19 protein-coding genes are annotated in these 24,450 nt (G+C 73.6%); 15 read left to right on the forward strand and 4 right to left on the reverse strand.

The annotated features are described in order from the left end of the window. Positions 1 to 46: 46 nt before the first annotated feature. The 7 genes from pyrF (at position 47) to IEX22_RS03435 (ending at position 7,463) form a co-directional block, all read left to right on the forward strand. Complete coding sequence (gene pyrF, locus IEX22_RS03405; RefSeq protein ID WP_268236854.1) at positions 47 to 940, forward strand: orotidine-5'-phosphate decarboxylase; 894 nt, start codon at positions 47 to 49, stop codon at positions 938 to 940. Between the two features lie 262 nt (positions 941 to 1,202). Further along, positions 1,203 to 1,520 (forward strand): integration host factor, actinobacterial type, encoded by a 318-nt coding sequence (mihF, locus tag IEX22_RS03410; protein WP_188666325.1) that lies wholly within the window; start codon positions 1,203 to 1,205, stop codon positions 1,518 to 1,520. 195 nt (positions 1,521 to 1,715) lie between these two features. Continuing rightward, complete coding sequence (gmk, locus tag IEX22_RS03415) at positions 1,716 to 2,264, forward strand: guanylate kinase (protein ID WP_188666592.1); 549 nt, start codon at positions 1,716 to 1,718, stop codon at positions 2,262 to 2,264. A 96-nt stretch (positions 2,265 to 2,360) separates the two neighbouring features. Beyond that, positions 2,361 to 2,684 carry a DNA-directed RNA polymerase subunit omega gene (rpoZ, locus tag IEX22_RS03420; RefSeq protein ID WP_188666326.1) on the forward strand — a complete coding sequence of 108 codons (324 nt, stop codon included), beginning with the start codon at positions 2,361 to 2,363 and terminating at the stop codon, positions 2,682 to 2,684. Between the two features lie 13 nt (positions 2,685 to 2,697). Continuing rightward, positions 2,698 to 3,936: a bifunctional phosphopantothenoylcysteine decarboxylase/phosphopantothenate--cysteine ligase CoaBC gene (coaBC, locus tag IEX22_RS03425; RefSeq protein ID WP_188666327.1), complete on the forward strand. Its 1,239-nt coding sequence runs from the start codon at positions 2,698 to 2,700 to the stop codon at positions 3,934 to 3,936. Beyond that, positions 3,933 to 5,132: a methionine adenosyltransferase gene (metK, locus tag IEX22_RS03430; protein WP_188666328.1), complete on the forward strand. Its 1,200-nt coding sequence runs from the start codon at positions 3,933 to 3,935 to the stop codon at positions 5,130 to 5,132. Before coaBC ends, metK begins: the two co-directional genes overlap by 4 nt. A gap of 159 nt (positions 5,133 to 5,291) precedes the next feature. Then, on the forward strand, positions 5,292 to 7,463 hold the full coding sequence (locus IEX22_RS03435; RefSeq protein ID WP_188666329.1) for a primosomal protein N': 2,172 nt from the start codon (positions 5,292 to 5,294) through the stop codon (positions 7,461 to 7,463). Between the two features lie 56 nt (positions 7,464 to 7,519). On the opposite strand, the gene IEX22_RS03440 is transcribed toward IEX22_RS03435, so the two are convergent. From IEX22_RS03440 to IEX22_RS03450, 3 genes are read right to left on the reverse strand one after another with little or no spacing between them, the layout of a single operon-like run. Next, positions 7,520 to 8,662 carry a glycosyltransferase family 4 protein gene (locus tag IEX22_RS03440; protein ID WP_188666330.1) on the reverse strand — a complete coding sequence of 381 codons (1,143 nt, stop codon included), beginning with the start codon at positions 8,660 to 8,662 and terminating at the stop codon, positions 7,520 to 7,522. After that, positions 8,659 to 9,570 carry an alpha/beta fold hydrolase gene (locus IEX22_RS03445; protein WP_188666331.1) on the reverse strand — a complete coding sequence of 304 codons (912 nt, stop codon included), beginning with the start codon at positions 9,568 to 9,570 and terminating at the stop codon, positions 8,659 to 8,661. The genes IEX22_RS03440 and IEX22_RS03445 overlap by 4 nt, the downstream gene beginning before the upstream one ends. Further along, positions 9,570 to 10,439, reverse strand: coding sequence for an aldo/keto reductase (locus IEX22_RS03450; protein WP_188666332.1), 870 nt, complete (start codon positions 10,437 to 10,439; stop codon positions 9,570 to 9,572). The genes IEX22_RS03445 and IEX22_RS03450 overlap by 1 nt, the downstream gene beginning before the upstream one ends. Positions 10,440 to 10,632: 193 nt before the next feature. On the opposite strand from IEX22_RS03450, the gene IEX22_RS03455 reads away from it, so the two are divergent. The 7 genes from IEX22_RS03455 (at position 10,633) to holA (ending at position 21,886) form a co-directional block, all read left to right on the forward strand. Further along, positions 10,633 to 11,394: an MIP/aquaporin family protein gene (locus IEX22_RS03455; protein ID WP_188666594.1), complete on the forward strand. Its 762-nt coding sequence runs from the start codon at positions 10,633 to 10,635 to the stop codon at positions 11,392 to 11,394. A 41-nt stretch (positions 11,395 to 11,435) separates the two neighbouring features. Next, a complete protein-coding gene (gene glpK, locus IEX22_RS03460) occupies positions 11,436 to 12,950 on the forward strand; it encodes a glycerol kinase GlpK (protein WP_188666333.1) in 1,515 nt (504 codons plus the stop codon). A gap of 202 nt (positions 12,951 to 13,152) precedes the next feature. Further along, positions 13,153 to 15,663 carry a leucine--tRNA ligase gene (leuS, locus tag IEX22_RS03465; RefSeq protein WP_229659749.1) on the forward strand — a complete coding sequence of 837 codons (2,511 nt, stop codon included), beginning with the start codon at positions 13,153 to 13,155 and terminating at the stop codon, positions 15,661 to 15,663. 69 nt (positions 15,664 to 15,732) lie between these two features. After that, complete coding sequence (locus tag IEX22_RS03470; protein WP_188666334.1) at positions 15,733 to 16,608, forward strand: DegV family protein; 876 nt, start codon at positions 15,733 to 15,735, stop codon at positions 16,606 to 16,608. A gap of 175 nt (positions 16,609 to 16,783) precedes the next feature. Then, positions 16,784 to 17,968: a ComEA family DNA-binding protein gene (locus IEX22_RS03475; protein WP_188666335.1), complete on the forward strand. Its 1,185-nt coding sequence runs from the start codon at positions 16,784 to 16,786 to the stop codon at positions 17,966 to 17,968. A 140-nt stretch (positions 17,969 to 18,108) separates the two neighbouring features. Then, positions 18,109 to 20,715, forward strand: coding sequence for a ComEC/Rec2 family competence protein (locus IEX22_RS03480; RefSeq protein ID WP_188666336.1), 2,607 nt, complete (start codon positions 18,109 to 18,111; stop codon positions 20,713 to 20,715). Positions 20,716 to 20,875: 160 nt separating this feature from the next. Further along, positions 20,876 to 21,886, forward strand: a complete 1,011-nt coding sequence (gene holA / locus IEX22_RS03485) for a DNA polymerase III subunit delta (protein WP_188666337.1) — start codon at positions 20,876 to 20,878, stop codon at positions 21,884 to 21,886. Positions 21,887 to 22,019: 133 nt separating this feature from the next. Here holA and rpsT read toward each other — a convergent pair whose 3' ends face one another. Beyond that, positions 22,020 to 22,280 (reverse strand): 30S ribosomal protein S20, encoded by a 261-nt coding sequence (rpsT, locus tag IEX22_RS03490; RefSeq protein ID WP_188666338.1) that lies wholly within the window; start codon positions 22,278 to 22,280, stop codon positions 22,020 to 22,022. A 285-nt stretch (positions 22,281 to 22,565) separates the two neighbouring features. Here rpsT and lepA point away from each other — a divergent pair, with 285 nt between their 5' ends. After that, positions 22,566 to 24,446 carry a translation elongation factor 4 gene (lepA, locus tag IEX22_RS03495; protein ID WP_188666339.1) on the forward strand — a complete coding sequence of 627 codons (1,881 nt, stop codon included), beginning with the start codon at positions 22,566 to 22,568 and terminating at the stop codon, positions 24,444 to 24,446. Positions 24,447 to 24,450 lie beyond the last annotated feature (4 nt).

Below are 24,450 nucleotides of genomic sequence, written 5' to 3' on the forward strand. Positions count from 1 at the left end.
GCGGGTTCCCGAGCCGGCCGCCGGCCCGGCGCCGACGCCGGATCCCCTGCCGGGCGCCGGTCCCGCGGCGGTGTCGGAGCTCGGCTTCGGGCCGCGCCTGCAGGCCGCGATGGCCCGCCGCGGTCCGCTGTGCGTCGGCATCGATCCCCACCCGGCGCTGCTGAGCGCCTGGGAGCTGCCCGACGACGCCGCCGGTGTGGAGCGGTTCTCCCGCACCGTGCTGGAGGCCGCCGCCGGGCGGTGCGCGGCGTTCAAGCCGCAGGTGGCCCTGTTCGAACGCCACGGGTCCGCGGGGATGGCCGCGCTCGAGCGGCTGCTCGCGGAGGCGGCCGCGGCGGACGTGTTGACCATCGCCGACGCGAAGCGCGGCGACATCGGCTCGACCATGGCCGCGTACGCGCAGGCCTGGTTGGCCGACGGCTCCCCGCTGGCCGCGGACGCCGTGACGCTGAGCCCGTACCTCGGGTTCGACTCGCTGCGGCCGGCCCTGGACCTGGCGGCCGTCACCGGCCGCGGGGTGTTCGTGCTCGCCCTGACGTCCAACCCCGAGGGCGCCGGCGTCCAGCACGCCGGCGACGACGGCGACGGTGGTTCCGTGGCCGGGCGGATCTGCGCCGCCGCGGCGGACGAGAACGCCGCCCGCCGGTCCGCCGACGGCTGGGGCCCGGTGGGCCTCGTCGTCGGCGCCACCGTCGGGGCGGAGACGATCCGGCGCCTGGGAATCGACCTCGCCGCCGTCGCCGGTCCTCTGCTCGCCCCCGGATACGGCGCCCAGGGGGCCGGCGTGGCCGAGGTCGCGGCCACGTTCGGCCGGGCCGTGCCGGCGGCACTCGTCTCCTCCAGTCGGCAGATCCTGGCGGCGGGGCCTGCGGCCGCGGACGTGCGCGCCGCCGTCGAGGCGACCGTGGAGGACCTCCGGTCGCTCGCCCCGGCGGGCTGAGGACGCCCGTCCGGCGCGCCCGTCCGACCCGCTCGTCCCACCGCTGACCTGCACGCACGTGCCGCGGCGGTGCTACGCCTGCTCCTGTTCCTGGCCGCGAGCCGGGGTTACACTACGTGCACGACGCGACATGGGGGGCTTTCCACCCGGGCACCGGTGCACTCGCGGAACCGGCGCGCGGAGCTTGTTCGACCATCCATCAGGAGCGCCGGACGGCCCGCGAGGCCGGTCCCGGTGCCCGGGACGTGTACGGGAGAGAACCGTGGCTCTGAAACCGTTGACCACCGACGAACGGGCGCGCGCCCGCGACAAGGCGACCGCGGCGAGGTCCGTGCGAGCCGACGCGAAGTCACGACTGAAGTCGGGGAACTCGTCGGTCGCCTCCGTGATCGATTCCGGCGCCTCCGACGAGGCGATCGGCCGGATGAAGGTCAGCGAGATGCTCGAGTCGCTGCCCGGCGTCGGCAAGAAGCGCTCGGCGGCTATCATGGCCGAGGTCGGCATCTCGCCGTCCCGTCGGATCCGGGGCCTCGGCGTGCACCAGCGCAAGGCCCTCATCGACTATCTCACCGCACACTAGGGGCCGGCCCACCGCAGCGTGGTCGCCCCGCGACGCACAGGGCGCCGCAGCACCCGCCGAGCGCACGGCGGACCGCGACGCCCGGACAAGGGCCCCAGCATCGTGAGCGACGACGCGCCGACGGCGATCGGTACCGAACCGGCCTCGAGCACCGACCCGGAAGCGCCGGGGACGGGAGCGGATGGTTCCCCGCGCCTGACCGTGCTGGCCGGGCCGACCGCCGTCGGCAAGGGCACCGTCTCCACCTACATCCGCGACCACTACCCCCAGGTGTGGCTCTCGGTCTCGGCGACGACCAGGCCGCCACGCCCGGGCGAGCGGGACGGCGTGCACTACTTCTTCCTCACCCCCGAGCGGTTCGACGAGCTGGTCGCGACGGGTCAGATGCTCGAGTGGGCCGTCGTGCACGGGCGGCACCGGTACGGCACCCCTCGCCCCGCGGTGGAGGCGGCGCTGGCCGAGGGCCGCAGCGTCCTGCTGGAGATCGACCTCCAGGGCGCCCGGCAGGTGCGCGACGCCATGCCCGAGGCGTCGTTCGTCTTCCTCGCGCCGCCGACGTGGGACGAGATGGTCCGGCGGCTGATCGGGCGGGGCACCGAGACCCCCGAGGAACAGCAGCACCGGCTCGAGACCGCTAGACTGGAGCTTGCTGCAGAACCCGAGTTCGACCACACCGTGGTCAACGACAGGGTCGAGCGGGCCGCCGCGGAGCTCGTCAGCCTGATGGGGCTGCCCGCCCGCTGAGCCGCTTCCCACCCGCCCGGCCCACCGGTTCTGCCCGACGAACCTCGGCCACCGGCCCGCCCGGCGCCCGAGACCCCGACACCTGGAGACAAATCCGTGACCACTCACGCCGAAGGCATCATTTCCCCGTCGATCGACTCGCTGCTGGAGACGACCGACTCCAAGTACGCGCTCGTCATCTACGGCGCCAAGCGGGCCCGCCAGATCAACGCCTACTACGCGCAGCTGCACGAGGGCCTGTTCGAGTACGTCGGCCCGCTGGTGGAGACCCGGCTGAACGAGAAGCCCCTGTCCATCGCGCTGCGCGAGATCGAGGAGGGCCTGCTCGAGCGCAAGGCCATCGACCCCGACGCCGTGCCGGCCGCCCCGTCCGCGCTGGACGACGCGGACGTCTTCGGCGACGCCGACCCCACCGCGTGACCCGGGGCGGCGCGTGAAGGTCGTCCTCGGTGTCGGCGGCGGGGTCGCCGCCTACAAGAGTGCCCTGTTGCTGCGGCTCTTCACCGAGCAGGGCCACGACGTCACCGTCCTGCCCACCGCCGCGTCGCTGAACTTCGTCGGCGCCGCCACCTGGGAGGCCCTCTCCGGCCGGCCCGCGCCGCGCGACGTCTTCGAGGACGTCGAGCAGGTCAACCACGTGCGCCTCGGCAGCGAGGCGGACCTCGTCGTCGTCGCTCCCGCCACCGCGGACCTGCTCGCCCGGGCCGCCCACGGCCTGGCCGACGACCTGCTGACCAACACCCTGCTGGTGGCCACCTGCCCGGTGCTGCTCGTGCCGGCCATGCACACGCAGATGTGGCAGCACCCGGCGACGGCCGCCAACGTCGCGACCCTCCGGTCCCGCGGCGTGCACGTGCTCGACCCCGCCGTGGGCCGCCTCACCGGCGCCGACAGCGGTCCCGGCCGGCTGCCCGACCCCGACGACATCCACGCGGCGGCCCTCGCGCTGATCGACGAGCCGTCCTCGCCGGGGCGGGAGGCCGCATCCGGCAGTGTTCTCGCCGGGCGGCGGGTTCTCGTGACCGCCGGCGGCACCCGCGAGCCGCTCGACCCCGTCCGCTACCTCGGCAACCGCTCCAGTGGCAAGCAGGGCGTCGCCCTGGCCCGGGCGGCACGGGCGGCCGGAGCCGAGGTCACCCTGATCGGGGCCAACCTGCAGGTCGAGCCGCCCGCCGGCGTCGAACACGTGGCCGTCGAGACCAGCGAGCAGTTGCACGACGCCGTGCTCGCCGCCCGGGGCGACGCCGACCTCGTCATCATGGCCGCCGCCGTCGCCGACTTCCGGCCCCGCAGCCTCGCCGCGCACAAGATCAAGAAGAGCGAGGACGGGACCGACCCCGTCATCGAACTGACCCGCACCCCGGACATCCTCGCCGAGATCTCCGCGCACCGGGCCCGGCCCGGGCAGGTGATCGTCGGTTTCGCCGCCGAGACCGGCGACGCGACGCACACCCCGCTCGAGTTCGCCCGGGCCAAGCTGGCCCGCAAGGGGTGCGACGCCCTGGTGCTCAACGAGGTCACCGACGGCGCCGTGTTCGGGCAGGACAGCACCGCCGTGCACGTCGTCACCCCCGACGGCCAGGTGGCCGAGGCGAGCGGCACCAAGGATGATGTCGCCGTGTTCCTCGTGGGCACATTCGCCCGGATCGCAGCCAGTACAGTGGGCAGGTGACTTCCACCGATCTGCGTCTGTTCACCTCCGAATCCGTGACGAACGGGCACCCGGACAAGATCTGCGACCAGATCAGTGACGCCATCCTCGACGGGCTGCTGACCGCCGACCCCAACTCCCGCGTGGCGGTCGAGACCATGGTCACGACCGGCCTCGTGCACGTCGCCGGCGAGGTGACCACATCGGGCTACGTCGAGATCCCGCGGATCGTGCGCGACACCATCCTGCGGATCGGCTACGACTCCTCCGACAAGGGCTTCGACGGCGCCAACTGTGGCGTCTCCGTCTCCATCGGCGAGCAGTCGCCGGACATCTCCGGTGGCGTCACCACCTCCCTGGAGGTGCGAGAGGGGCGGGCCGTCGACGACCTGGACCGGCAGGGCGCCGGCGACCAGGGGCTCATGTTCGGCTACGCCAGCGAGGAGACGCCGGTCCTGATGCCGATGCCGATCTGGCTCGCCCACCGGCTCTCGGAGCGACTGACGGACGTGCGCACGTCCGGGGCCCTGCCCGCCCTGCGCCCGGACGGGAAGACCCAGGTCACCATCGGGTACGACGGACTGACCCCGGTGAGCGTCGACACCGTCGTCGTCTCCACCCAGCACGAGGCCGACTACGCCCAGGCGCAGTTGAAGGCCGACATCACGGCCGCGGTCATCGAGCCGGTGCTCGCGTCCTCGGGCCTCGACACGTCGAACACGAAGCACATCATCAACCCCGGCGGGCCGTTCGTCATCGGCGGCCCGGTGGGCGACGCCGGTCTGACCGGCCGCAAGATCATCGTCGACACCTACGGGGGAATGGCCCGGCACGGCGGCGGCGCGTTCTCCGGCAAGGACCCGTCGAAGGTGGACCGCTCCGCCGCGTACGCGATGCGCTGGGTCGCGAAGAACGTCGTGGCCGCCGGGCTCGCCGCACGCGCCGAGATCCAGGTCGCCTATGCGATCGGTCGGGCGCACCCGGTGGGCCTGTACGTCGAGACGTTCGGCACCGAGAAGACCGACCCGGCGCGGATCTCCCGCGCCATCCGCGAGGTGTTCGACCTGCGCCCGCTGGCGATCATCCGGGACCTCGACCTGCAGCGGCCGATCTACGCCCGCACCGCCGCGCACGGTCATTTCGGTCGCGAGGAGCCGGGCTTCACCTGGGAGCTCACCGACCGCGCCGACGCGCTGCGGAGCGCCGCCGGGCTCTGACCGAGTCGCCCGGCACCTCGACCGTCCCCGCCGGCACGGTTCTGTCGGAGGCCGGTGGTGGACTGTGTCCACGGCCGTGACGTCGTCGCGGCGCCGGTCGATCGCACGCACCGCCCGGTCCCCGCCGAGTGGTGGGCGCCGTTCAGGAGGGAGGACCCGATGGCTGCATCCACGCCGGGGGAGGACTCCGGCCAGGCGGCGCTGCTCGACCTGCCCGCGGCCCGCACGGCGGCGGCCGTCGAGGACACCGCCGAGCCCGTCGATGTCGTGCGCGTCGTCGTCGACAGCCCGCTGCCGCATCTGGATCGGCCGTTCGACTACCGTGTCCCGGCCGCGATGAGCGAGTCGGTCACGGTCGGGTGCCGCGTCACCGTCCGCTTCTCCGGCCGGGTCCGTTCCGGCTTCGTGGTGGACCGGGTACGCGAGCCGGACCCGGACGGGCGGCTGGCCGACCTGCAGCGCGTCGACTCGTCGGTGCCCGTGCTCACCGGCGCGGTGCTGGAACTGGCCCGCGCGGTCGCCGCCCGTTACGCCGGTGTCACCTGGGACGTGCTGCGCGCCGCCGTGCCCTCCCGCGTCGCCTCCGTCGAGAAGGCCCTCGACGTGCCGCCCGCGCTGCTGCGCTGGACGGGCGACGGCGACGGCGACGACCGCCTCGACGAGGCGACGGACGACACCGCCACCGACGACACCGAGGCCCCGACGACGGTGGGCCGGGTGCCCACGGACCCGGCCTTCTCCCTCTATCCGCACGGTGAGGTGTTCCTCGCCCACCTGCGCGACGGCGGATCGCCCCGCGCCGTGCTGGACGCGGCCCCCGGGCACGGGCCGCATGCCTGGCCCGAGCTGCTGGCCGCGGCGATCGAGGCGTGTCATGCCTCCGGCCGGGGCGCGATCGCCGTCGTGCCGGACCTGCGCGATCTCGCCCGGCTGGAAGCCGCGCTGAGGGAGCGGCTGCCCGCGGGCACCGTCGTCCGGCTCAGCGCCGACGACGGGCCGACGCCGCGCTACCGGAACTACCTGGCCCTGCGATTCGGGGCGGCGCGGGTGGCGATCGGCACCCGGTCCGCCGCCTGGGCGCCGGTGCGGGACCTCGGCCTGCTGTGCCTCTGGGACGACGGGGACGACCTGCACGTCGAACCCCGCGCTCCCTATCAGCACAGCCGCGAGGTGCTGTTGCTGCGCGCCGGTCAGGCGGACACCGGCGTGCTGCTGGCCGGCGCGGGTCGGAGCACCGAGGCGCAACGACTGGTGGAGTCCGGGTGGGCGCAACCGCTCAGCCCGGACCGGCACACTCGCCGCCGGACGGCACCGCGCGTGGTCAGCACCGTCGACAGCGTCCAGTCCGCGCGGGATCCGCTCGCCCGGGTGGCCCGGTTGCCGCAACTCGCGCACGAGACCGCCCGCGCGGCGCTGGCCCGTGGGCCGGTGCTCGTGCAGGTGGCACGCACCGGGTACGCACCCGCGCTCTCGTGCCAGCGGTGCCGGCAACCCGCCCGCTGCCCGCACTGCGCCGGGCCGCTCGCGGTCGCCGGGCGGAACGCACCGCCGGTGTGCCGCTGGTGTCACCGCCACGCCCCCGGATACACGTGCCCGGTGTGCGGCGGTACCGCCCTGCGGATGATCGCCGTCGGGGCGCTGCGCACCGCGGACGAACTGGGCCGGGCGTTCCCGCAGGTGCCGGTCATCTCCTCGTCCGGGGATCACATCCGCACCGACGTCCCGGACGAGCCGGCGCTCGTCGTCGCCACGTCCGGCGCCGAACCCGTTGCGGTCGGCGGGTACGCCGCCGCGCTGCTGCTCGACGGGGACGCGATGCTCGAACGCGAGTCCCTGCGGGCGGCGGAGGAGACGGTGCGGCGCTGGTTCGGCGCGGCCGGCCTGGTCCGCGGCGCCGCGGACGGCGGCGTCGTGGTCGTCACGGCGGGGGAGTCCGCCGCCGTCGCGGCCCTGGTGCGCTGGGATGCCGCGGGCTTCGCGGAGCGGGAGTACGCGCTGCGCCGTGAGCTGGCGCTTCCGCCGGCCGTCCGGGTCGCCGCCATCACGGGGACGCCCGACTCGGTCCGGGACCTGGTCGAGCGGGCGGAGCTGCCGCACGACTGCCGGGTGATCGGGCCGGTGCCGGTTCCCGGCGCGGACACCGACGCACCCGGGCCGGCGGTGCCGGACGCCGGTGCGGCCGGAACGCGGGAGGAGCGCGCGCTCGTGTTCTTCTCCTACCGGCACGGTGCCGCGGTGGCCGGCGCCCTCAAGGCCTCACGGGCGCGCCAGTGGGCCGCCAAGCGGGCCGCGCCGGCACACCTGCGCCTGGACGGCCTCGACCTGGTCTGACGGTGTGCCCACGTGGACGTGTCGTGGGACCGGGACGGCCGGCCGGCGCGGACGGCTCAGCGGCGGCGGGCGATCCGGGTCAGCAGCCGCGACAGCCGCCCGGTCGCCGACCCGTCGACGGCATGCCGCTGCCGCACCACGTCCTCCGCCAGGTTCAGCAGGGTGCGCGCGGAGGCGTCCCAGTCGAAGTCGGCGGCGCGCTCGACGCCCCGGGTCGACGCGTCCGCGAACGCCCGCGGAACCTCCAGCTCCCGCACGGCGGCGGCCACCGCCGCCGGATCCGTCGGCGGCACGTAACGGACGGCGTCGGCGCCGACCTCCCGGAAGATCGGGATGTCACTGGCGATCACCGGCGTGCCCTCGGCCATCGCCTCCACCAGCGGCAGCCCGTACCCCTCCGCCTGGGACAGGGTGACGAGGGCGGTGCACCGGTGTAGCAGGTCCGTGTACTCCTCGTCGCTCACCCCGTCGTGGAACACCACGTCCGCGCCCGCCGGGATGCCCGCGGTCAGCTCCCGGCGTCGCACCGGCGGCACCCGGCTGAGCAGGTGCAGGGTGTACCCGGGCAGGTGCTCCATCGCGGCGATCAGCGTCTCGACGTTCTTGTACGGCAGGAAGGCGCCCATGTACACGAGGGAGCGCTCCGGCGTCGTGCGGGGATCCCGCGGACCGGAGGAATCGGCCGGTTGCGGGGCGTTGCCGATCACCGTGACCGGGCGCCGGGTCAGCCGAAGCCGCGCGATCGCGGCCGCCGTGGTGGCGCTGACCGTGGCGACGGCGTCGGCGCGGTTCAGCAGCAGCCGCTGCGGCCAGTACGCCCGATGATAGAGCCGCCACAGCACGCGCACCGGAGCGGGCAGGAACCCCGGCGGGGTGGGGTGCTCGTAGTAGATGGTGTCGTGCAGGGTCAGGATCAGCCCGTACCGGCGGCCGGCGCTGCCCATCGTCTGCATGGGGCAGAACACGACGTCGGGCCGCAGCCGGTTGACGGTACCGGCGATGACCAGTTCGGCGGGGGAGAGCGGGCTGCCGACCTTGACCCAGGGCACGTCCGGCAGCAGCTCGAGCTGGCGCTCGTCGTGGATCAGCATGACGACGTCGGTGTGCCGGGCCAGGGCGGCGATCAGGCTCGCGCCGTACCGGCTGATGCCGTCGTGCCGCCCGATCCGCGTGAACCGCGCGTCCACCAGCAGCCTCACGACGCCGCCCCCTCGCCGGTCGCGGCCGGATGCCGATCCAGGAAGTCGCCGATGAGCCCGGCGACCAGCTCCGGCGTCTCGTAGTGGGTCAGGTGGCCCACCCCGGCGATCACCGACAACTCGGAGCCGGGCAGCAGGGTGTGCAGCCGCCGCTGAGTGTCCAGGGGGGCGATGTCGTCCGCGTCGCCCGCGATCAGCTGCACCGGCAGCGTCAGTCGGCCCGCCACCTCCGTGACGGTGCCGGTGACCGACGCGGTGAACGCCTCCCGCACGACGCGCCGGTCGGCGAAGGCGCTGAAGTAGCGGCGGTGCTGGTCGTGGATGAACCGGCGCAGGGCGGGATCCTTCGTCGTGGCCATCACCTCGCTCATCAGCCGCACGATCACCCGGTTGCGCAGCAGCGCCTGCCCGATCGGTTCGGGGAGACGGGCGCCTGCGGCGTAGTACAGCTGGGCGAGCCGGGACATCAGCGCTTGCGGTCCCTCGAGCGCCGGCGCGGCGATCGGGTTGATCAGGGTGAGGCTGCTGAACGCGTCCGGACCAGCGGCGACGGCGTGCGCGGCGACGATCGAGCCGAAGGAGTGTCCCACCAGGGCGGGGGCGCCACCGGGCTGGACCGCGTCGGCGACCAGCCGGACGAACCGAGCGTACGCGGGCACGTCGTGCCGGCCGTCGAACGGGGCGGCGGCGCCGAAGCCGGGCAGATCGGGCACGACGACGCGCCATCCCGGCGTCGCGCTCGACGAACCGCTCGCCAGCGCGGCGGCGATCCCCGCGAGGCCGTGGTGGTCGCCGCGGAAGCCGTGGACGAGCACGACGGTGCGGGCGGGTGCGCCCGCATCGCCGTACCACCAGACGGGAGCCCGGCGTCCGTCGGCCAGGTCGAGAGTGGCGGACCGAGCGTCCATCACATCTGCTCCGGGTCGGGACCGCCCCGGTCACCGCGGTCCAGCGCCGCGATCCGGGCCATCGTCTCGTCGTCGAGCCGGAACGAGAACAGGTCGACGTTCTGGGCGATCCGCTCCGCGCTGCTCGCCTTCGGGATGACGACGGTGCCGCGCTGCAGGTGCCAGCGCAGGATCAGCTGGGCGATCGAGACGCCGAGCGGTCCGGCGATCGAGGCGAGCTCGGCGTCGTGCAGGCAGGCACCACGGCCCAGCGGGCTCCACGCCACGGTCACGATGCCGTGCGCGGCGTGGAAGGCGAGCAGGTCGTCCTGCTGCAGATACGGGTGCAGCTCCACCTGGTTGACCGCCGGGATCACGTCCGTCTCCGCGAGCAGCCGCTCGAGCTGGCCGACGGTGAAGTTGCTGACGCCGATGCTGCGCACCGCGCCCTCGTGGTACAGGGCCTCGAGCTGCCGCCAGGCGTGCACGTACCGGTCCGCCGACGGCACCGGCCAGTGGATCAGATACTGGTCCACGGTGGTCAGGCCGAGGGTTTCCCGGGACCGGGCGAAGGCCGCCCGCGCGTCGTCGTGCCGGTCGTTCCACAGTTTCGTGGTGACGAACACGTCCTCGCGGCGCAGACGGAGGTCGCCCGCCTCCGCGGCGGCCTCCCGCACGGCGGCGCCGACGCCGGCCTCGTTGCGATACAGGGCGGCGGTGTCCACGTGCCGGTACCCGGCCTCCAGGGCGAGGCCGACGAGCTCGGCCGCGCGCTCCGGTGGCACCTGGTAGGTGCCGAAGCCGACGGTCGGCATGGTCACCCCGTTGTTGAGCACGATCTGGTGCGGTACCGGGGCCGCGTGCGTGGTGCGGCTCGACGCTGGATCCATGGTCCCGACTCTATCCGTGCACGTGGAGCATGCTTTCGACGGGGGCGCGACACGGGCAACAGCGGTTGCGTCGGCGTCCACTTGCGCTGAAGATGTGGTGGGGACCACACCGGTTCCCCACCCCATCGGCACCACGGGGATGTCCGTTCCACCCCGCGCACGAGGGACGACGACGTTCCGCGTGTCCGCTTCCATGAAGGAGTCAACGGTGTCACCAACCGCATTCGTGGCCGAGCTGATCGGCACCACGCTGCTGCTGCTGCTCGGCTGCGGCGTCGTCGCGAACGTCGCTCTCGCCCGCACCAAGGGCAACGGCGGCGGCTTCCTGATGGTCAACTTCGGCTGGGGCCTCGCGGTCTTCGCCGGTGTCTACGCCGCTGCCGCCTCCGGGGCCCACCTGAACTTCGCGGTCACCGTGGGACTCTGGGTCAACCCGCAGACGGAGGCCTTCGGTCCCGGCATCGACAAGACGTTCGGCAACGCCCTGCTGTACCTGCTCGCCCAGATGATCGGGTCGATCCTCGGCGCCGTGCTCGCGTGGGCCGCCTACAAGCAGCACTTCGACGAGGAGCCGGACCCGGCGAACAAGCTCGGGGTGTTCTCCACCGGCCCGGCCATCCGCAGCACCGCCTGGAACCTGATCACCGAGATCATCGGCACCTTCGTGCTCGTGCTCGTCATCGTCAGCTTCGGGAACAACCCGAGCGGCCTCGGCCCGCTGGCCGTCGCCCTGCTCGTCGTCGGCATCGGGGCGTCCCTCGGCGGACCGACGGGCTACGCGATCAACCCGAACCGTGACCTCGGCCCGCGCATCGCCCACGCCTTCCTGCCGATCAAGGGCAAGGGCTCCAGCGACTGGGGCTACGCCTGGATCCCGGTCGTGGGGCCGATCGTCGGGGGCATCCTCGGCGGCCTGGTCGCCCCGCTCGTGCACTACGCCGCCACCGCGGCCTGAGTCGCGCCCCCACCCGTTCACCCTCACGACAGGAGTCACTCATGGCCGACTACGTTCTGGCGATCGACCAGGGCACCACGTCCTCCCGCGCCATCGTCTTCGACAAGTCCGGCAGCATCATCTCCACCGGCCAGCTCGAGCACGAGCAGATCTTCCCCCGGGCCGGCTGGGTCGAGCACGACCCGGAGGAGATCTGGACCAACGTCCGGGAGGTCATCGGCATCGCGCTGAGCCGTGCCAACCTGACCCGGCACGACATCGCCGCCGTCGGCATCACCAACCAGCGGGAGACCGCGGTGGTGTGGGACAAGACCACCGGCAAGCCGGTCTACAACGCGATCGTCTGGCAGGACACTCGCACGCAGAAGATCGTCGACGAGCTCGCCGCCGACGGCGGGGTCGAGCGGTTCAAGGACAAGGTCGGCCTCCCGCTGGCCACCTACTTCTCCGGCACCAAGGTCAAGTGGATCCTCGACAACGTCGACGGCGCCCGCGAGAAGGCCGAAGCCGGCGATCTGCTGTTCGGCAACACGGACAGCTGGGTGGTGTGGAACCTGACCGGCGGCACCGACGGTGGCGTGCACATCACCGACGTCACCAACGCGTCCCGCACCATGTTCATGGACCTGGAGACCCTGTCCTGGGACCAGGGCATCCTCGACGTGTTCGGCGTGCCCGCCTCGATGCTGCCGCAGATCAAGTCCTCCTCCGAGGAGTACGGCACGGTGCACAGCTCCCAGCTGCTGCGCGAGACGCCGGTGGCCGGCATCCTCGGCGACCAGCAGGCCGCCACGTTCGGGCAGGCGGCGTTCGAGAAGGGCGGCGCCAAGAACACGTACGGCACCGGCAACTTCCTCATCGTCAACACCGGGGAGGAGATCGTCCACTCGAAGAACGGCCTGCTGACCACCGTCTGCTACAAGCTCGGCGACGCGAAGCCGGTGTACGCGCTCGAGGGCTCCATCGCCGTCACCGGCTCCCTGATCCAGTGGCTGCGGGACAACCTGGGCCTGATCAAGACGGCGCCCGAGGTGGAGGAGCTCGCCCGCACGGTCGAGGACAACGGCGGCGTGTACGTCGTGCCGGCGTTCTCCGGCCTGTTCGCCCCGTACTGGCGTGGCGACGCCCGCGGCGCCATCGTGGGCCTGACCCGGTACGTCAACAAGGGACACATCGCCCGGGCGGCGCTGGAGGCCACGGCCTTCCAGACCCGTGAGGTGCTCGACGCCGCCAACGCGGACGCCGGGGTCGACATGGAGGACCTGCGGGTGGACGGCGGCATGGTCGCCAACGACGCCCTGATGCAGTTCCAGGCCGACATCCTCGGCATCCCCGTGGTCCGCCCGAAGGTCGTCGAGACGACCGCGCTCGGTGCCGCGTACGCAGCGGGCCTGGCGGTCGGGTTCTGGCAGAGCACGGACGACGTGACCGCCAACTGGGCCGAGGACAAGCGCTGGGAGCCGCAGATGGACGCCGCCGAGCGCGACCGTCAGATGCGGCTGTGGAAGAAGGCCGTCACCAAGACCTTCGACTGGGTCGACGAGGACGTCCAGTAGCACTCTCGCTCCACCGTCCCACGTCGGCGCCGGGTTCGTCCCGGCGCCGACGTGCTGCGGTAGCATGGAGCGCATGCCGATCCGACTTCCCTAGTGGCTGTGCCGGCGGAGGCCCCGTCCCCGCCCCACGGCACAGCGGCCCCTTGCGCAGCGAGGGGCTTTTGTGTGTCCGGACCCGGCCCCGACGCGTACCGAAGGACGAGTGAGAAGCGTGAACACCGAGGCGCAGACCGCCCCCGACGCCCAGCCCACCGGCTGGGACTTCGCCACCCTGGAGGCGACCTGGGGTCCGTGGTGGGAGGAGCACGACGTGTTCGCCCCGGTCGACGACGGGTCGCGGGAACGCCGGTACGTGGCCGACATGTTCCCCTACCCCTCCGGGGACCTGCACATGGGCCACGCGGAGGCCTTCGCGATGGGTGACGTCGTCGCCCGCTACTGGCGCCTGCGGGGCTACGACGTGCTGCACCCGATCGGGTGGGACTCCTTCGGCCTGCCCGCGGAGAACGCCGCGATCGCCCGGAACGCCCACCCGGCCGAGTGGACCTACGCGAACATCGCGACCCAGGCGGCCTCCTTCAAGCGGTACGGGCTGAGCCTGGACTGGAGCCGGCGCCTGCACACGTCCGACCCCGAGTACTACCGGTGGACGCAGTGGCTGTTCCTGCAGCTGTACCGCCGCGGCCTGGCGTACCGGAAGAACTCGCCGGTCAACTGGTGCCCGAAGGACCAGACGGTGCTGGCCAACGAACAGGTCGTCAACGGCGCCTGCGAGCGGTGCGGCACCCCGGTGACGAAGAAGGCCCTGAACCAGTGGTACTTCCGGATCACCGACTACGCGGACCGGCTGCTGGACGACATGGACGCCCTGGCCGGGCACTGGCCCGAGCGGGTGCTGGCGATGCAGCGGAACTGGATCGGCCGGTCCACCGGCGCGCACGTCGACTTCGTCATCGAAGCAGCGGGTTCTGCTCCCGAGCGAAAGGTCACGGTCTTCACCACCCGACCGGACACCCTGTACGGGGCCACGTTCTTCGTCGTCGCCGCGGACGCGGACCTGGCCACCGAGCTGGTCACGGACGAGCACGCGCAGATGCTCACCGCGTACCGCGAGGAGGTCAAGCACCTCTCCGACATCGAGCGGCAGGCCACCGACCGCACCAAGACCGGCGTGTTCCTGGGCCGGTACGCGGTCAACCCGCTCAGCGGGGAGCGGATCCCGGTGTGGGCGGCCGACTACGTGCTGGCCGACTACGGCACCGGCGCGATCATGGCCGTGCCCGCGCACGACCAGCGCGACCTGGACTTCGCCCGCACCTTCGACCTGCCGGTCCGGGCCGTCGTCGACACCGGCGACGAGGACCCGGCCGTGACCGGCATCGCGACCGCCGGCGACGGCACGCTGATCAACTCCGGGCCGCTGGACGGCCTGGCCAAGGCCGAGGCGATCGCCCGCGCCGTCGAGCTGGTCGGGGAGGCCGGCACCGGTGAGGCGACCGTCAACTACCGGCTGCGGGACTGGCTGCTGTCCCGGCAGCGGTTCTGGGGCGCCCCGATCCCGATCATCCACTGCGAGACGTGCGGCGAGGTGCCCGTGCCGGACGAGGCGCTGCCGGTGCGGCTGCCCGACGACATGCGCGGGGCGGACCTGGCGCCGCAGGGCCAGTCCCCGCTGGCGTCCAACGAGGCGTGGGTGCGCGTGGACTGCCCCGCCTGCGGCGGTGAGGCGCGCCGGGACACCGACACGATGGACACCTTCGTCGACTCGTCCTGGTACGTGCTGCGCTACACGTCGCCGCACGACACCGAGGCGGCGTTCGACCCCGAGGCGGTGCGCCGGTGGGCTCCCGTCGACCAGTACGTGGGCGGCGTCGAGCACGCCATCCTGCATCTGCTGTACAGCCGGTTCATCACCAAGGTGCTGCACGACGAGGGCCTGCTCGACTTCACCGAGCCGTTCACGGCGCTGCTGAACCAGGGTCAGGTGCTCAACGGCGGCCGGGCGATGAGCAAGTCGCTGGGCAACGGTGTGGACCTGGGCCAGCAGCTGGACCGGTACGGCGTCGACGCCATCCGGCTGACCATGGTGTTCGCCTCCCCGCCCGAGGACGACGTGGACTGGGCGGATGTGTCCCCTGCCGGGTCGGCGAAGTTCCTGGCCCGGGCGTGGCGGTTGGCGTCCGACGTGGCGTCCCCGGTGGGCGCCGACCCGGCCGCCGGTGACCGGGCGCTGCGGGCCGTCACCCACCGCACCGTCGCGGACGCGGCGGCCCTGTTGGACGACCACAAGTTCAACGTCGTCGTCGCCCGCACCATGGAGCTGGTCAACGCGACCCGGAAGGCGATCGACGCCGGCCCGGGCGCCGGCGACCCCGCGGTGCGCGAGGCCGCCGAGGCGGTGGCGATCCTGCTGAGCCTGGTCGGCCCGTACACCGCCGAGGACATGTGGCACCGGCTCGGGCACGACGGCCCGGTCAACCAGGCCGCGTGGCCGACCGTGGACGAGTCACTGCTGGTGCAGCAGACCGTGACCGCCGTCGTCCAGGTCGCCGGCAAGGTCCGGGACCGGCTCGAGGTGCCCGTCGACATCGGCGAGGACGAGCTGCGCGAGCGGGCCCTGGCCGCGGACGGGGTGACGCGGTCCCTGGACGGCCGCGGGGTGCGCACGGTCATCGTGCGGGCACCGAAGCTCGTCAACATCGTCCCGGCCTGAGCCGGCGGACGTGACCGGCAGCGGGGGACGGTCCGCGTGAACGTCTCCGGGCGCGGGTCAGTGCCGCCGGTGGCCGTGGTCACCGACGCCGCCGCCGGCCTGCCCGACGACCTGCGCGCCTCCCTGGAGACCGAGCACGGGCTGATCGTGCTGGACCTGCCGGTGACCGTGGACGGCGTCCCCCTGCCGCCGGGCCCGCCGACCGCGCTGGAGCTCGCCCTGGCGTCGGGCCGTCCCGTGGCCACCTCCCGGCCGTCGCCCGGCGCCGTGGAGGCCGTGTACCGGCGCCTGGCCGAGGCGGGGCACGACCACATCGTCTCGATCCACCTCTCCTCGGGACTGTCCGGCACCGTCGACTCCGCCCGCTGGGCGGCCGGCCGCGTGCCCGTCCCCGTCTCGGTGATCGATTCCGGGACCGCCGGGATGGCACTGGGCTATGCCGTCCGCGACGCCTGCGCGGCGGCCGCCGCAGGGGCGACCCCCGGGGCGGTGGCGGCCGCCGCCCGCCGGACGTCCGAGCGGCACCGCGTGCGGTTCTACGTGCCCAGCCTCGAGACGCTGCGCCGCGGCGGCCGGGTCGGAGGTGCGGCCGCGTGGATCGGCGGGGTGCTCGCCATCAAGCCGCTGCTGCAGATCGCCGACGGCGTGGTGGTGCCCGTCGAGCGGATCCGCGCGGCCGCCCGGGCGGTCCGGCGGCTCGAGGCGCTGGCCGCGGCCGACCTCGCCGCGGCGCCGCCGTCCGCCGGCCGTGAGTGCGCGGTGCACCACTTCGGCAACGTCGCCGAGGCCGAGGAGCTGGCGGAGCGGCTGACCGAACTCACGGGCGTGCGCCCGGTGGTCTCCCGCCTGCCGTCCGTGCTGGCCGCCCACGTCGGGCTCGGGGTGCTCGGCGTCGTCACCGGGCCGGCGGCTTCTCCCTCCCCAGGGCCACCGGACCGCGACTGAATCCACAGTCGGGACTCGTCCGGCACCGGCCCGGTGGTGGGCTTCCTAGCGTGGGGACATGCCCGATCCGCCGCCGCCGTCCCGGAAGGCGCTATTCCGCGACACACCATCCCGCGAGACACCGTCCCGCGAGACACCATCCCGCGAAACACGGTCCCGCGAGACGTGGGCGCGCGTGGACGGCGACGATGGTGACGTCACCCCCGAGGAGGAGTTCGGCTTCGCGCGTGGCATCGGGCGCCGGGGGAGGAGGAGCGCGGCCCTGATCCGGCAGGTCGGTGGCCGTGACGCGAGCGACGGAGTGGGCGAGCCGCCCGACGGCGAGGGCCTGGACCCATGGCCGGACGCGAACCGCGGTGATCATGTCGAGGACGCGTACGACGCGGATGACCGTGACACCGTGGTCGACGAGGGGGCCGTCGACGGGGTCGACGGCGTCGGCGTGCTCGACGGCGACGGTCCCGCGACACGGTATCGCCGGCGTGCGGAGCGTGGCGGCGCACCGCGGGTGGTCTGGCGCATCGGCGCCGGGGCCGCCGCGGTCCTGGCGGTGATCGCGGTCGTGCTGGTGGTGCGGGCGCTCCTCGCCCCCGCCGCGGACATCAGCGTGCAGCCGGTGACGGCTGCCGGGGCCGCCGGCGCGGCGGCGACCGCGTCGCCGCCGGCGGGTTCGGCGCAGGCGGAGTCGTCGCCGGGATCGCCGTCGCCGGGATCACCGTCTCCAGGATCACCGCCGCGCGGGCAGCAGACCGGGTCGCCGGCGGCGCCGGGCGCGCCCGGCGCCGCCGGGGACCCGGCCGCGGTGGCATCGGGTTCGACGGGCGAGAGCCGGGTGGTGGTCCACGTGACCGGAGCCGTGCGTCGGCCCGGCGTGGTCCGGGTGGCCCCGGGCGGTCGCGTCGCCGACGCCGTGGCGGCGGCGGGTGGGGCCCTGCCGGGGGCCCGCCTGGACGCGATCAACCTGGCCGCCCCGGCTCAGGACGGGACACAGATCCACGTGCCGGCCGCGGGCGAGGAGGCCACGAGCGGCGCGTCCGCGACGGTACCCGGCCCCGCGCCGGGCACCGGTGGGAACGAGGCAGGGGCAACCCCGAGTCCTGGTTCGGCGGCCGGTCCGGTGCCGGCGAGTCCGGGCGTCACCGGTCCGGGACCGGGCTCCGTGGCGGCACCGGTGAACATCAACACGGCCGACGTGGCCGGCCTGGACTCGCTTCCCCGGGTCGGTCCGGTGCTGGCACAGCGCATCGTCGCGTGGCGCACCGAGCACGGCCCATTCGGCGGCGTCGACGACCTGGATGCCGTGCCCGGCATCGGCGAGAAGATGATGGCCGATCTGCGTCCGCTGGTGACGACGGGATGAACCGGCGAGCCGATCCTGCGTGGCGCCGGCTGGCCGAGGCGGCCAGCCGCGGTCCTGACCCGGGGGGAGCGGCGGCCGTGAGCGCGGGCGCGCCTACCCGGCCCGCCGCGCCTCGACCCCCTTCCGGGGAGCGGGACAGGGTGCGGGAACGAGCACGGGCGGTCCGGGCGCGGGAACCGGCGCGCGCGGTGGCCGACCGCGAGCGGCGCTGGGACCTGCGGTTGATCGCGCCGGCCGCGGTGATCTGGGCGGGCACCGCCACGGCCGTGACGGTGCCGGATGCGGTGGGATGGGCCCTCGTCGCCGCCGCGGTGGCAGGAATCGCCGTGCTCGTCGTGGCACTGGTCGCGTCGGGCTCTCCTTCGCCTGTGCGGACACGACGGCGAGCGTCGCTGCTGGCCGGCGCCGCCCTGCTGCTCCTGGCCGGTGCGGCCCTCGGGACCGGGCGGATGGCTCACGACACGCAACGGGCCGGACCGATCGGCGCGGCCATCGTCGCGGGCCGCGCCGTGACCGCCGACCTGGTGGTGTCCGAGGAACCTCACCCGCTCCGGCCGGACGCCGGGACACCCCGGGACGCGCAGCTGCTGGTGCGGGGCACGATCACCGCGGCGACCGCCGCCGGTGCGCGCTTCTCCGCGTCGACGCCGGTGCTGGTCGTCGGCGACGACCGGTGGAGGACCGTCCGGCCCGGGCAGACCGTGCGCGTCGCCGGCAGGCTCGCGGCAACCGCGCCCGGGGCACGGGAGGCGGCGTTCCTGCGCGCCAGTGCGCCGCCACGCGTCCTGGTCGCACCCGGACCGGGCGAGGACCTCGCCGCCACGATCCGATGGCAGCTGCGCGAGCGGAGCGCCGCGCGATCGCCGGATGCGGGGCAGCTCGTCCCGGGACTGGTGCTCGGCGACCGGACGCCCCTGGGCGAGGAGCTGCGCACCGTGATGCGCACCGCCTCCCTGACCCACCTGACCGCGGTGAGCGGCACCAACTGCACGATCGTCCTCGGCTGTGTGCTCGGCCTCGGGGTCCTCCTGCGTCTGCCCCGGTGGTCGCTCGTTCCCGGTGCGCTGGCCGCCTTGGCCGCGTTCGTGCTGGTGGTCGGGCCGGACCCGAGCGTGCTGCGGGCCGCGGTGATGGGCGCCGTCGGCGTCGTCGCCGTCATCTCGGGCCGGGGCCGGACGCCGGTCGCGATGCTGTGCACGGCGGTGGGAGTGCTCCTGCTGGTCGACCCGTACCTGGCGACGGCGCTCGGCTTCGCCCTGTCGGTGGTGGCGACCGCTGCCCTGGTCGGGCTGTGCGGGCCGATCGGTGGCGCCGTGACCGCCCTGCTGCCCGCGGGGCCGGCGGCCCGAGTGCCCGTGCCGGTGATCCGACTGATCGCCGCCCCGCTCGCGGCACAGCTCGCCTGCGCCCCGCTGCTCCTGCTCGTCCAGCCCGGCGTGAGCACCTGGGGGGTGGTGGCGAACGCGCTCGTGGCCCCGCTCGTTCCGGTGGTCACCGTGGCCGGGTCGACCGCCGTGCTGCTCGGGTCCGCGTGGGCACCGCTCGCGGCGCTCCCGCTGCAGGTCGCCGCGAGCGGAGCGGACGCCATCGCCGCCGTCGCCCGGACCGCGGCCGCGGCGCCCGCCGCCACACTCCCGTGGCCCGACGGCCCCGCCGGCGCGGCACTGCTGGCCGTTGCCTCGGCGCTGGCCACCGGCGTCCTGCTCTGGGCGGCGCGCCGCAGGGCCCGCGGGCCCCGTGCGACGGGTCCGCCCGCCCGATCGCCGCATCCGGTCCGTCCCGCACCGGCGCGGCGTCGCGTCGACGAGGCGCTGCGCCCACCCCCGGGCAGGACGCCCCGCATCCTGCGGCCGATCCCGTCGGGGGGTCGCGCCGGTGCCCGGCTGCTGGTGCGGACCGCGGTGGTGACTAGCGGCCTCGGGCTGGTGGCGGCCGGCACCGCGGCCTTCACGACAGCGGTGCCCGCCGCCGGGGAGTGGCAGTTGGCCGTGTGCGACGTGGGGCAGGGCGACGGCCTGGTCCTGCGGGCGGGCGAGGGGACGGCGATGCTCGTCGACAGCGGGCCGCCCGGGCCGGCCATGGCGCGCTGCCTGGACCGGTTGGGGGTGCGGCGCCTCGCCGCGGTCGTGCTCACCCATCAGCACGACGACCACTACGGCGGTCTGGCCGAGGCGGTACGAGGCCGCGTGCCGCAGCGGGTGCTCGTCTCCGCCGCGGACGCGACCCTCGCGCCGCCGGTCGCCGCGCTGCTCGGTCGGACCGCGACGCCGGTCGATCGGCTGCAGGCGCCCGCACACGGCAGCGTGGGCGCGGTGAGCTGGTCGGTGCTGTGGCCCCTGTCCCCCCGTCCCGTCGGCGACGAGAACGACAACAGCGTCGTCCTGCGGGTCGACATCGCGGCCGCCGGCGGTCCGCCGCTGCGGGTGCTGCTCACCGGGGATCTGGAGGAGGACGCGGCGGCCGCCCTGCTGAGGGCACCCGGAACCTCGGCCGCGCTGCGGGGGGTCGACGTCATCAAACTGGCGCACCACGGTGCCCGCAACGGCGGCACCGCGCTGCTCGACGCCGTGCGTGCACCGCTCGCCCTCGTCTCCGTGGGCCGAGACAACGAGTACGGGCACCCGGCCGCGGCCGTCCTCGACCATGCCCGGGGCATCGGCGCCACGGTCTGGCGCACGGACCAGCGTGGCGGCGCCACCGTGCGCCGCACCGCCGACCGGGTGGTCGCCACAGCCCTGCCGCCGTGACGCCTGCCGCCGTGACATCGGGCCCCGGGCGTGCGGGCGGCCCGCACGTTGGCGTCGTGTCGGTGGCCCGTGACATGCTCGGAAGCGACGTCGCCGAACCGCCGATCGGGCCGGCACACGTCCGCTCGATACCGCCGTCCGTCCCGAGGAGGACACCGCCGTGGCCGCTCGCTCCACCACCGCGTCCCGCGGCAGGGCCCCGGCCCTGGTCCCCTGGCGGGAGGCCGCCGCCGCCCCCGTCGTGCTGCTCAGCGGCGCGGAGGACCTGCTGGCGCAGCGCGCGCGCCTGCGAATCCGGGCGCAGTTGCGGGAGAACGGCGCGGACCTGCAGGTCCAGCAGCTCGACGCCTCGACCTACGCCGCCGGCCAGCTGACCATGGTCGCCAGTCCGTCCCTGTTCGGGGAGACCATCCTGCTGGAGGTGGGGGGACTGGCCGCGATGACCGACGACTTCCTCACCGACGCCCTGGCCTACGTGGCCGACCCGGAGCCCGAGGTCTTCCTCGTGCTCTGGCACGCCGGGGGGAACCGGGGGAAGAAGTTGCTGGACGCGCTGCGAGCCGCCGGCGTGCCCACGATCGACTGTCAGCCGCTCAAGCGGGACAGCGACAAGATGGACTTCGTCACGGGGGAGTTCCGGGCCGCCCGCCGGCGGATCGAGGTCGACGCCGTGCGAGCCCTCGTCAACGCCGTCGGATCCAGCCTGCCGGAGCTGGCGGGGGCGTGCGAGCAGCTGGTCTCCGACACGGAGACCACCGTGGACGCCGACACCGTCGAGCGTTACTACGGCGGCCGGGTCGAGGCGACCGCGTTCAAGGTGGCCGACGCCGCTCTCTCCGGCAACAGCGTCCGCGCGCTGGCGACCCTGCGGCACGCCTTCGCCACGGGCGTCGACCCGGTGCCCCTGGTCGCGGCCCTGGCGATGAAGGTCCGCGCCGTCGCCAAGGTCTACGGGGTGCGCGGGTCGTCCCAGGCGCTGGCCGGTCAGCTGTCGATGGCGCCCTGGCAGATCGATCAGGCCCGGCGGGAGGCGTCCCGCTTCACCGAGGAGCACCTGGCCGCGGCCCTGACCGCCTTGGCCGCCGCCGACGCCCAGGTCAAGGGCGAGTCGCGCGACCCGGAGTACGCCGTCGAGAGCGCCGTCATGCTGATCGCCGCGGGACGCGCCTGACGCCGCTCGCCCGGGGGAGCACACCGCGACGGCCCCCGGACACAGCAGTGGCCCGGACCGAACGGTCCGGGCCACCTGGCTCTCGTCTCCGGTGCAGTGCAGTCTCGCTGCCGGGGACGCCGCGTCCTTCAGCTCAGAGGCTGGAGACCTGCTTGGCGATCGAGGACTTGCGGTTCGCCGCGTTGTTCTTGTGGATGACGCCCTTGCTGACGGCCTTGTCCAGCTTCTTGCTGGCGTTCTTCAGGGCCGAGGTGGCGGCCTCCTTGTCGCCGGCGGTCAGGGCCGAGTGCACCGCGCGGATGGCGGTCTTCAGCTCCGACTTGTACGAGTTGTTGCGCAGACGCGCCTTCTCGTTGGTGAGGATGCGCTTCTTCTGGGACTTGATGTTGGCCACGTGCTGATCTCTTTCCTGCGGGAAAACGGGTGTGTGGTCTGAGGGCAGTGGGTCGAGAAGACTGAGAACGGCGTGGGGCACCGTAGTGGCGGTTCGACCCGGGTCGTGCCCGTCGACCAACGGACACACAGCGGTCAAGTCTAGCAGAGGAGCACGCCGCGGCGGTGATGCCCGCCCGGGCGTGCCGCCCGGGCGGTGGGCCGTGCGCTTCGTGGGAGACTGGAGGGTGAATCGCCGCGTCGTCGGCCACCCCCGTCCGCCATCCGTCCTGAGTGAGGGCTATTCGTGTCACCGCTGGCACGCACCGCACCGGTGCCCGCCGAGACCGCCCCGGAGATCCTCCGGAACTTCTGCATCATCGCGCACATCGACCACGGCAAGTCCACCCTGGCCGACCGGATGCTGCAGGCCACCGGCGTGGTTCAGCCGCGGGACATGAAGGCCCAGTACCTGGACCGGATGGACATCGAGCGCGAACGCGGCATCACCATCAAGTCGCAGGCCGTGCGCATGCCGTGGGAGGTCGACGGCACCGCCTACGCGCTGAACATGATCGACACGCCCGGCCACGTCGACTTCACCTACGAGGTGTCCCGGTCGCTCGCCGCGTGCGAGGGTGCGCTGCTGCTGGTCGACGCCGCCCAGGGCATCGAGGCGCAGACGCTGGCCAACCTGTACCTGGCCATGGAGAACGACCTGACCATCATCCCGGTGCTGAACAAGATCGACCTGCCCGCCGCGCAGCCGGAGAAGTACGCGGCGGAACTGGCCAACCTGATCGGCGGGGACCCCGAGGACGTCCTGCTCGTCTCGGGCAAGACCGGCGTCGGTGTCGAGGCGCTCCTCGATCGGATCGTCGCCGAGATCCCCTCGCCGGTCGGTGTCGCCGACGCCCCCGCGCGCGCCATGATCTTCGACTCCGTGTACGACTCCTACCGCGGCGTCGTCACCTACGTCCGCGTGGTCGACGGCGCCCTGACCCCACGCCAGCGGATCCAGATGATGTCGACCCGCGCCAGCCACGAGCTGCTCGAGATCGGTGTCATCTCCCCGGAGCCGAACCCCACGAAGGGGCTCGGCGTCGGCGAGGTCGGCTACCTCATCACCGGCGTGAAGGACGTGCGCCAGTCCAAGGTCGGTGACACCGTCACCGACCTGGCGAAGCCCGCGACCGAGTCCCTCGGGGGCTACGAGGACCCGAAGCCGATGGTCTTCTCCGGGCTGTACCCGCTGGACGGGTCGGACTACCCGGACCTGCGGGACGCGCTCGACAAACTCAAGCTCAACGACGCGGCGCTGGTGTACGAGCCGGAGACCTCCGCGGCGCTCGGCTTCGGCTTCCGTTGCGGCTTCCTCGGTCTGCTGCACCTGGAGATCACGCGCGACCGGCTCGAGCGCGAGTTCAACCTCGACCTCATCTCCACCGCCCCCAACGTCGTCTACGACGTGACGATGGAGGACGGGTCGGAGGCCGTGGTGACCAATCCCAGCGAGTTCCCCACCGGGGGCAAGGTCGCCGAGGTGCGCGAGCCCATGGTCGCCGCCACCATCCTCGCCCCGAGCGACTACGTCGGCGCCATCATGGAGCTGTGCCAGGCCCGCCGCGGCCAGCTCAAGGGCATGGACTACCTCTCCGAGGACCGCGTCGAACTGCGCTACCGGCTGCCGCTCGCCGAGATCGTCTTCGACTTCTTCGACCAGCTCAAGTCGAAGACCCGCGGCTACGCCTCCCTGGACTGGAAGGCCGAGGGCGAGGAGGCCGCCGACCTGGTCAAGGTGGACATCCTCCTGCAGGGCGAACAGGTCGACGCCTTCAGCGCCATCACGCACCGGGACAAGGCCTACGCCTACGGCGTCATGATGACCGGCAAGCTGCGCGAACTGATCCCGCGCCAGCAGTTCGAGGTGCCCATCCAGGCGGCCATCGGCTCCCGCATCATCGCCCGCGAGAACATCCGCGCGATCCGCAAGGACGTGCTCGCCAAGTGCTACGGCGGCGACATCACCCGCAAGCGCAAGCTGCTGGAGAAGCAGAAGGAGGGCAAGAAGCGGATGAAGATGGTCGGCCGGGTCGAAGTTCCCCAGGAGGCGTTCATCGCCGCGCTCTCGTCCGACGACGGCGGCAGCGGCGGCGGCAGCAAGGACAAGGACAAGGCGAAGAAGTAGCCCC

This window comes from Tersicoccus solisilvae (genome assembly GCF_014643255.1).
Classification (GTDB): Bacteria; Actinomycetota; Actinomycetes; order Actinomycetales; family Micrococcaceae; genus Tersicoccus; species Tersicoccus solisilvae.

Bases quoted from the DNA above. Each gene is read 5' to 3' on its own strand.
- IEX22_RS03435 (WP_188666329.1), top strand. From the start codon at position 5,292: ATGGCTGCATCCACGCCGGGGGAGGACTCCGGCCAGGCGGCGCTGCTC.
- IEX22_RS03445 (WP_188666331.1), bottom strand. From the start codon at position 9,570: ATGGACGCTCGGTCCGCCACTCTCGACCTGGCCGACGGACGCCGGGCT.
- IEX22_RS03450 (WP_188666332.1), bottom strand. From the start codon at position 10,439: ATGGATCCAGCGTCGAGCCGCACCACGCACGCGGCCCCGGTACCGCAC.
- IEX22_RS03455 (WP_188666594.1), top strand. From the start codon at position 10,633: ATGAAGGAGTCAACGGTGTCACCAACCGCATTCGTGGCCGAGCTGATC.
- glpK (WP_188666333.1), top strand. From the start codon at position 11,436: ATGGCCGACTACGTTCTGGCGATCGACCAGGGCACCACGTCCTCCCGC.